The sequence below is a fragment of the Exiguobacterium sp. s63 genome, from assembly GCF_018617335.1.
Lineage (GTDB): Bacteria > Bacillota > Bacilli > Exiguobacteriales > Exiguobacteriaceae > Exiguobacterium.
On record NZ_JACSKB010000002.1, the window covers coordinates 698913 to 706318 of the forward strand.

At 47.9% G+C, this 7406-nt stretch carries 9 protein-coding genes; 6 read left to right on the forward strand and 3 right to left on the reverse strand.

Annotated features, from left to right (window positions below; translation table 11 throughout):
- Position 1 precedes the first annotated feature (1 nt).
- Positions 2 to 487, reverse strand: coding sequence for a dihydrofolate reductase (locus KNO90_RS10415; protein ID WP_215113528.1), 486 nt, complete (start codon positions 485 to 487; stop codon positions 2 to 4).
- Positions 484 to 1278, reverse strand: a complete 795-nt coding sequence (locus KNO90_RS10420; protein WP_215113529.1) for a thymidylate synthase — start codon at positions 1276 to 1278, stop codon at positions 484 to 486. Before KNO90_RS10420 ends, KNO90_RS10415 begins: the two co-directional genes overlap by 4 nt.
- Positions 1279 to 1456: 178 nt before the next feature.
- Here KNO90_RS10420 and KNO90_RS10425 point away from each other — a divergent pair, with 178 nt between their 5' ends.
- From KNO90_RS10425 to KNO90_RS10435, 3 genes are all read left to right on the forward strand, one after another.
- Entirely contained in the window at positions 1457 to 1981 is a 525-nt protein-coding gene (locus KNO90_RS10425) for a type 1 glutamine amidotransferase domain-containing protein (protein WP_214740462.1), read from the forward strand.
- 26 nt (positions 1982 to 2007) lie between these two features.
- The gene (locus KNO90_RS10430; protein WP_012726196.1) at positions 2008 to 2742 is read left to right on the forward strand and encodes a Bax inhibitor-1/YccA family protein; all 735 of its coding nucleotides are present in this window, start codon (positions 2008 to 2010) and stop codon (positions 2740 to 2742) included.
- Between the two features lie 76 nt (positions 2743 to 2818).
- On the forward strand, positions 2819 to 3931 hold the full coding sequence (locus KNO90_RS10435; protein WP_353048491.1) for an NAD(P)/FAD-dependent oxidoreductase: 1113 nt from the start codon (positions 2819 to 2821) through the stop codon (positions 3929 to 3931).
- 38 nt (positions 3932 to 3969) lie between these two features.
- Here KNO90_RS10435 and KNO90_RS10440 read toward each other — a convergent pair whose 3' ends face one another.
- On the reverse strand, positions 3970 to 4533 hold the full coding sequence (locus tag KNO90_RS10440) for a TetR/AcrR family transcriptional regulator (protein ID WP_215113530.1): 564 nt from the start codon (positions 4531 to 4533) through the stop codon (positions 3970 to 3972).
- A 121-nt stretch (positions 4534 to 4654) separates the two neighbouring features.
- Between KNO90_RS10440 and KNO90_RS10445 the strand changes: the two genes are divergently transcribed.
- The 3 genes from KNO90_RS10445 to KNO90_RS10455 all read left to right on the forward strand — a co-directional run bounded on the left by KNO90_RS10445 (position 4655) and on the right by KNO90_RS10455 (position 7201).
- The gene (locus KNO90_RS10445; protein WP_214740466.1) at positions 4655 to 5527 is read left to right on the forward strand and encodes an ABC transporter ATP-binding protein; all 873 of its coding nucleotides are present in this window, start codon (positions 4655 to 4657) and stop codon (positions 5525 to 5527) included.
- A gap of 1 nt (position 5528) precedes the next feature.
- Positions 5529 to 6323 (forward strand): ABC transporter permease subunit, encoded by a 795-nt coding sequence (locus tag KNO90_RS10450; protein WP_215113531.1) that lies wholly within the window; start codon positions 5529 to 5531, stop codon positions 6321 to 6323.
- A gap of 65 nt (positions 6324 to 6388) precedes the next feature.
- Positions 6389 to 7201: an aldo/keto reductase gene (locus tag KNO90_RS10455; protein ID WP_214740469.1), complete on the forward strand. Its 813-nt coding sequence runs from the start codon at positions 6389 to 6391 to the stop codon at positions 7199 to 7201.
- The last annotated feature ends 205 nt before the right edge of the window (positions 7202 to 7406 follow it).

A 7406-nucleotide genomic window follows, 5' to 3' on the forward strand; every position in this document is an offset into this window, starting at 1 on the left:
ATTATTCGATGTCTGTTTTGTCGTATTGTTTGAATGAAAAGGCATATGCGTGTGATTCGTCTTGTGGGTGGTCGGTTGTACTCGTAACCGTCCATTCCCTAGTTCGTTTGGGATAATACGTATCGGCCTCGAACGATGCAGCGACTTCCGTTGCATAGATCCGGCTCGTCATCGGCATCGTCTGTTCGTACAATGTGGCGCCACCGATGACAAACCATTCTTCCTGTTGACTCATTTCAACGAGACGGTCTAAATCATGCCACACCTCGACTTGATCGGCTGAAAAGGAAGCATCAGATGTGACGACGATATTGCGCCGGTTCGGCAACGCTTTACCGATGGACTCAAATGTCTTTCTTCCCATCACGACCGTCCCGCCAGACGTGATGGCCTTGAAATGTTTCAAGTCATCTGGCAAGCGCCATAATAAGTCATTATCCTTTCCGATTTCGCGATTCTGCCCATAAGCGACGACGTGTGAAATCATACGCTCACTTCTCCTTTAATGTGCGGATGCGGGTCATATCCTAGAATCTCAAAGTCCTCAAAACGGAATGATTCGATTGAAGGGACGTCTCGGACAATGTTGAGTTTTGGCAACGGACGTGGGTCACGCGACAACTGAAGTTCCACTTGTTCGAGATGGTTGTGGTAGATGTGTGCATCACCAAGGGTATGGACAAAGTCGCCGACTTCGAGTCCGGTCACGTGTGCGACCATGTGTGTGAGTAGTGCGTATGAGGCGATATTGAACGGTACTCCTAAAAACGTATCTGCGCTTCGTTGATACAATTGACACGAGAGTTTCCCGTCGGCGACATAGAATTGGAACAATAGATGACATGGCGGGAGGGCCATCTCGTCAAGCTGTCCTGGGTTCCATGCCGACACGATCAATCGTCTCGAATCTGGATTCGTCTTGATTTGTTCAATCACTTGAGCCAACTGATCGACAGAAGAACCGTCCGGGCGTGGGAAAGAACGCCACTGTGAACCGTATACCGGACCAAGATTACCTTCCTCGTCTGCCCATTCATTCCAAATGCGGACCCCGTTTTCTTGGAGGTATCGAACGTTCGTCTCTCCTGAGATGAACCATAATAGTTCGTGAATGATGGAACGAGTATGTAATTTTTTCGTTGTGATCAGGGGGAACCCTTCTTGCAGATTGAAACGCATTTGGTAACCAAATACACTCGTTGTCCCGGTCCCGGTCCGGTCTTCTTTTACGACACCTTGGTCGAGGATGTGTCGACATAAGTCATGATATTGCTTCATAGGTGATGTGCCTCCTTCTCATTCTTCTACCACTAAAGGTATCAATTGTAGGGAGGAAACACAAGATATAGTGGTGAGAATCATCCTTAATCAATATCCTGGAAAAACAATTGTCATTCTTCGTTTTCGCGACTGTCGCTTTCGGGTATAATGGGGAATGAATAAAAGGAGGGGTTTGATGAAATTACAAGGGAAGAAAGTCCTTCAACTTGTCAGTAATGACTTCGAGGATTTAGAGCTTTGGTATCCGGTGCATCGCCTTCGTGAAGAGGGAGCACACGTGATCCTCGCTGGGGAGAAGGCCGATCACACATATATCGGTAAATACGGTGTGCCCGCAAAATCTGACGTGGCGTTTGATGATGTCGACATCACATCGTTCGATGCGATTCTCGTGCCTGGCGGTTGGTCACCTGACTTATTGCGCCGTTTCGAGTCGGTGAAAGGATTCGTCCGTTATATGGATGAACAAAAACGACCAATCGGTCAAATCTGTCACGCCGGTTGGGTGTTGATTTCAGCGAACATTCTAGACGGGGTGAACGTGACGAGCACGCCGGGAATCAAAGATGACATGGAAAATGCGGGAGCGATTTGGCATGATGAGCCGGTCGTCGTCGACGGACATATCGTCTCAAGTCGTCGTCCGCCAGACTTACCAGATTATATGCGCGCGTTCATCGACGTGTTCGCAAAACAGTAACTGAACCATAAAGGAGCTATTCAACGTTGAACTTAAAATCGAATCCATTACTTCGTAAATCAATGCAGTCCACAGCTTACAGTGCCGAACCGATGACGAAGGCAGGAACATGGTCTAAAGTGTTCACCTTGCTGTTACTCGTGACAGCGGCAGCCGGTACGACATGGCTTGTCGTCCCGACAATCGGAGAAGGGCTCTTGTTCCCGCTCATGATCGGGTCACTCATTCTCGGCTTTATCTTTGCTTTGCTCATCACGTTTAAACCGAATACAGCACCGGTCGTCGCACCACTATACGGTATTATCGAGGGGGTCTTTGTCGGCTCGATTTCGTATTTCTTTGAAGCGATGGTCCCTGGTATTGTGGGACGCGCCGTATTGACGACGTTTGTCGTCGCCTTTGCGATGTGGTTTGTCTATACGACAGGGCTCGTCAAAGTGACACAGAAGTTTAAAGCTGGTGTCATGGCAGCCATGTTCACAGTCATGTTGTTATACCTCGTGCAACTCGTGATGAGTTTGTTCGGCTCAGGCTTGGCATTTATGACTGGTTCAAGCCCACTTGCGATCGGTGTTCAATTTGTGATTGTCATCGTCGCTTCACTCGCTCTCGTCTTAGATTTTGACTTCATCGCAAGTCAGGTCGAAGCGCGGGCTCCAAAACAGTTGGAATGGGTCGCGGCATTCGGATTAATCGTCACGCTCGTCTGGTTGTATATTGAATTGTTAGATTTACTTTATCGTCTAGCGATGAGAGAATAAGAATCAATCATCGATCCGTTGGGTCGATGATTTTTTTACGAAAGGATGTGTCCATCTGTCTGCACAAGACAGATTTATGATGAAGAAGATAGTGATTATCGGGTCAGGGATCGTCGGTGTCTCGGCTGCTTATCATTTAGCTGGTAAAGCGGACGTGACGGTCATTGACCGAAAAGAAGAAGGAAGAGCAACGGATGCGGCAGCTGGAATCGTGTGTCCGTGGATCGCGCAGCGACGTAATAAAGCTTGGTATGCACTGGCGAAAGGTGGAGCAAGTTATTATCCTAAGGTCGTCAAAGAGCTGGAGGCTGAAGGGGAGACGGACACCGGGTACAAACGAGTCGGGACGCTTGCACTCCATGAAGAAGTAAAGCTCGACCAGATGATGGAGCGAACGTTATTGCGTCGAGAAGAAGCACCAGAAATCGGTGAACTCGAACGATTGACTGCAGAGGAGGCGCGACGTCGTTTCCCACCACTTTCCGATGAATATGATGCACTACTTGTGACAGGAGGGGCTAGGGTCGACGGAGGTCGCTTTCGCGCTGCACTTGAACGAGTCGCAACAAAGCGAGGCGTCAAATTTGTCAACGGTTCCGCACGGTTGACGAGTGGAGATGAGATTGGTGTGGAGTGTGATGGGATGGTCTATGAAGCGGATGAAATCATCCTCGCGACGGGTGCTTGGTTACCGGAGTTGTTACAGCCTCTCGGATACACGGTACGAGTCGATGGGGAAAAGGCACAGCTCGTCCACGTCCAATTAAAAGATACAGACGCATCAGACTGGCCGGTCGTCATGCCGCCACGTCGACGCTATTTACTCGGATTTGACGACGGGAAAGTAGTCATCGGTTCGACACATGAGAAAGGAAAGGCGTTCGACGTTCGTCCGACGGCAATCGGTATACACGAAGTACTGACAAAAGGTTTGGAGTCGGCACCCGGGCTTGCTGAAGCAGAACTCGTTGAAACGAAGGTCGGCTTCCGTCCGGTCACACCGAATTCCATTCCCGTTCTCGGCAGGGTGCCTGGGGCAGAAAAACTATTAGTCGCAAACGGTCTGGGTTCATCCGGTTTGACGGTCGGCCCATTCATCGGAAAAGTGTTAAGTGACCTTGTTCTGACAGGAGAGGCTGAAGTGGATCTATCGCTCTATCCGATCGAAGACTTTATTTATCGCATATGAAAAAGGTGACTGTCTGCTCATTTGTAGACAGTCACCTTTTACCGTTTCATGACCCCGTTCAAAAAGAAATGAAAGTAGACTTCCATCGTTTCCTTCATATCCTCGATTGAAAACTGAGGATCGGATAGGATGGCCTGCTGCATGAATTGAACATACCGTAAATACGAAGAAGTGGATAACGTCGAATCGATTGCTCCTTGGTTCTTCCCGTATTCAATCAACTGGGCGAAAGCAGTATATCCCCGAGTCGCAAGTTGTTCCCAGTTCGGATCTTGTTGAATCATTTCCGTGATGGTCTCGTCAAAGAGAACCGCCGTCTGGAATTTCCGTTTCAAGATTTCGACGAGTAACGCATCAAATGGGGCGTTCGACTCAATGGCGTGTTCGATCCAACTCATCTGTTCTTCTGTCATTTGCTTTAAGACTTCCACGATGACCTGGTCTTTCGACCCGAAGTAATTATAGATGGATACCGGGGAGACCTGTGCCCGTTTCGCTAACTCACTAATTGTGAATCGGGATTGTTTCTCTGCCATCAAGTCCTGAGCGGCACGTATAATCGCTCGTTGTTTCTCTTCGGTGCGTTTCGTAAATCCATCCATTGAACTCGGCGCTCCTTTCTCTAGTTTTGTAATCAATATACCATTTCCATTTCAAAAAAGAACGTGATATACTAGTTTTGTAATCATATTGTTCAGATATTACAAAAAAGGAGGGGTCAAGATGATTCGGATTCAGCGATTGACGAAACGTTTTGATGAGACACATGGCATTTTTGATGTATCACTTCATGTGACACCAGGAACAATCTTCGGATTCATCGGACCGAACGGCGCAGGAAAATCGACAACGATTCGACACTTAATGGGTCTTTTGAAGCCGAGTGAAGGAAAGGCGACCATCAACGGATTTGATTGTTGGCAGGAGACGGAGCAAGTGAAGCGGAGCGTCGGCTATTTGCCGGGGGAAATCAATTATCCTCAAAACATGACGGGGGAAGAAATCATTCGATTGACCCGCCATCTGCATGAAACGAATCCGGATCGTGAACGGCACCTACGTGAACGATTTTCATTCGATGAGGCGACGAAAGTCCGAAAGATGTCAAAAGGGATGAAGCAAAAGCTTGCCATCATCACCTGTTTCATGAAAGATGTGCCCGTCTATATATTGGATGAACCGACGAGCGGATTAGACCCGCTCATGCAAGAACGTCTAATCGATTGGCTAATTGAAGAAAAGCAATTAGGAAAAGCCATTCTCATGAGTTCTCACCATTTCCCTGAGATGGAACGAACGTGCGACCGCGCCGCCTTGATCAAAGATGGACGCATCATCATCGAAGAAGACATGGAACAGCTACGCCAACATAGCGTGAAACGGTATCGAGTCGAATTTTCAACGGAGGCGGAGGCTGTTCGATTTGCTGCAGATTCTGGTGAACGGGATGGTAGACATGTCGAGGTCACCATTTCGACACCGACAGAGTTGAATCATCTCATTCGAACGTTGGCAGATTTTCAGATTCAATCGCTGGCAAGCGGTACTGACGAGCTCGAACATTTATTCATGCAATATTACGGGGAGGCGACCTGACATGTTGATTCGCTCCATGTTGAAACAGAATCGCAGTTGGATTCTTGGATATTCAGTCGGAACTAGCGTGTATCTCTTTTTCTTAGCCGCCATCTTCCCATCTATTCAAGAAACAGGGTTGATTGAAGCGAAATTAGAGTCGTTGCCAAAAGAACTCCTCGACGTCTTCCAAATCGATGCGTCGATGGCGATGGACAACGTTCTCAATCTATTGTCGAGTAACTATTATGGGTTGATTTTCTATGTGCTCGCCGTTCTATTCGCATTGACTTTTGCCTCAAGACTGTTGGCCAAACCTGTCGACTCCGGAGAAATCATGCTGTATATGGCAGCCCCGATTTCGCGGGTGACGTACGTGATAGCAAGTTTTGTCGTCTTGCTGGTGGCAGTTGGGCTATTTGTCGGTTTAAATGGATTGAGTTTAATGGCAGCGGACCTTCTGTTCGATTTACAAATTGACTATGCGGTTCTGTGGATGCTTCAATTGAATGGGGCGCTCATGTTGCTCGTCCTAGGCGTAGCCGCTTATGTGATTGCGAGTCTGTTCGATGACAGTAGTAAATCCTATATGGTGACAGGTGGGATCTTCACATTCTTTCTCATGGTCAATATCATTCAGGGAGTGAGCGAACAATTTGATTGGATGTCGAACTTTTCATTCTTCTCACTCTTTGATGCGAGCGCCATCATGCGTGAGGAATATTGGGGAATCCATTTCATCTGGTTGCTCGGTCTACTCGCTGTCTTTTCAGCCCTCTCGTTCATCCGTTTCACTCGAAAAGATTTGACGATTTAGTTTTCCGAAATAAATTGTCGGGTATGATACAATCAGCTCGTTAGAATGAAAAGGGGATGAATGAGATGTTATACGCTACATTACGTAACAAGGTAGAGATTCCAATGATCGGCTTTGGTGTCTGGAAGGTCGATAATGAAACCGAGGCACCAGCTGCTGTCGTTGAAGCCATCAAAACAGGCTATCGTCATATCGATACGGCAGCTATTTATAAAAACGAAGAAGGTGTCGCAAAAGGGATTCACATCTCAGGTGTCGACCGTTCGGAACTGTTCATCACATCAAAAATTTGGAACGATGATATCCGTGAAGGAAAGACAAAAGAGGCGTTCGAAGATTCATTGAAACGTCTTCAAACAGACTATTTGGACCTTTGCCTGCTCCACTGGCCAGTTGACGGTTTTGTCGATGCATGGAAAGATCTCATCGATTTATATGAAGCCGGAAAAATCAAGGCAATCGGTGTGTCTAACTTTAAAGAACATCATCTGGAAACGTTGAAAGAAGCAGGCTTGATGGCCCCGCTCATCAATCAGGTCGAACTTCATCCACAACTCCCACAACCTGATTTGTTGGACTACTGTCAAGATGAAGGGATTCAAATTGAGGCGTGGAGTCCACTCATGCAAGGTAAGTTTTTAGACATCCCTGCATTTTCTGAAATTGCTGAGAAGCATGGGAAGACACCTGCGCAAGTAGTGCTCCGTTGGCATCTTGAATCCGGCCATGTCGCGTTACCGAAATCGGTGACACCGCATCGAATCCGTGAGAACTTTGACGTATTCGACTTTTCTCTCGACTCAGATGACCTTGCGAAGATTGATCAAGTGGCGACAGGAGAACGTCTCGGACCAGATCCAGACGAAATCGACTTTTAATGGAGAAGGGGTTCGCTTATGCGAGCCCCCAGCTTGTTGACAAATAACATGTTCGAACTCGTCCTTCCGGCGCCCACGCTTTCCGCAGGTAATCCCGGAGCCGCATCGCGACTCAAGTCGCTGCTGGGTCTCCGTCGGATTGCTTTCCTGCAGGGGTCGGGGCGCCGTCGGGCGAGCAACGCAAACGGTCGTCATCTGGCGGTCG

Coding starts and splice junctions, on each gene's coding strand:
- KNO90_RS10415 (WP_215113528.1), bottom strand. CDS start 487: ATGATTTCACACGTCGTCGCTTATGGGCAGAATCGCGAAATCGGAAAG.
- KNO90_RS10450 (WP_215113531.1), top strand. CDS start 5,529: ATGTTGATTCGCTCCATGTTGAAACAGAATCGCAGTTGGATTCTTGGA.
- KNO90_RS10420 (WP_215113529.1), bottom strand. CDS start 1,278: ATGAAGCAATATCATGACTTATGTCGACACATCCTCGACCAAGGTGTC.
- KNO90_RS10445 (WP_214740466.1), top strand. CDS start 4,655: ATGATTCGGATTCAGCGATTGACGAAACGTTTTGATGAGACACATGGC.
- KNO90_RS10435 (WP_353048491.1), top strand. CDS start 2,819: ATGATGAAGAAGATAGTGATTATCGGGTCAGGGATCGTCGGTGTCTCG.
- KNO90_RS10425 (WP_214740462.1), top strand. CDS start 1,457: ATGAAATTACAAGGGAAGAAAGTCCTTCAACTTGTCAGTAATGACTTC.
- KNO90_RS10440 (WP_215113530.1), bottom strand. CDS start 4,533: ATGGATGGATTTACGAAACGCACCGAAGAGAAACAACGAGCGATTATA.
- KNO90_RS10455 (WP_214740469.1), top strand. CDS start 6,389: ATGTTATACGCTACATTACGTAACAAGGTAGAGATTCCAATGATCGGC.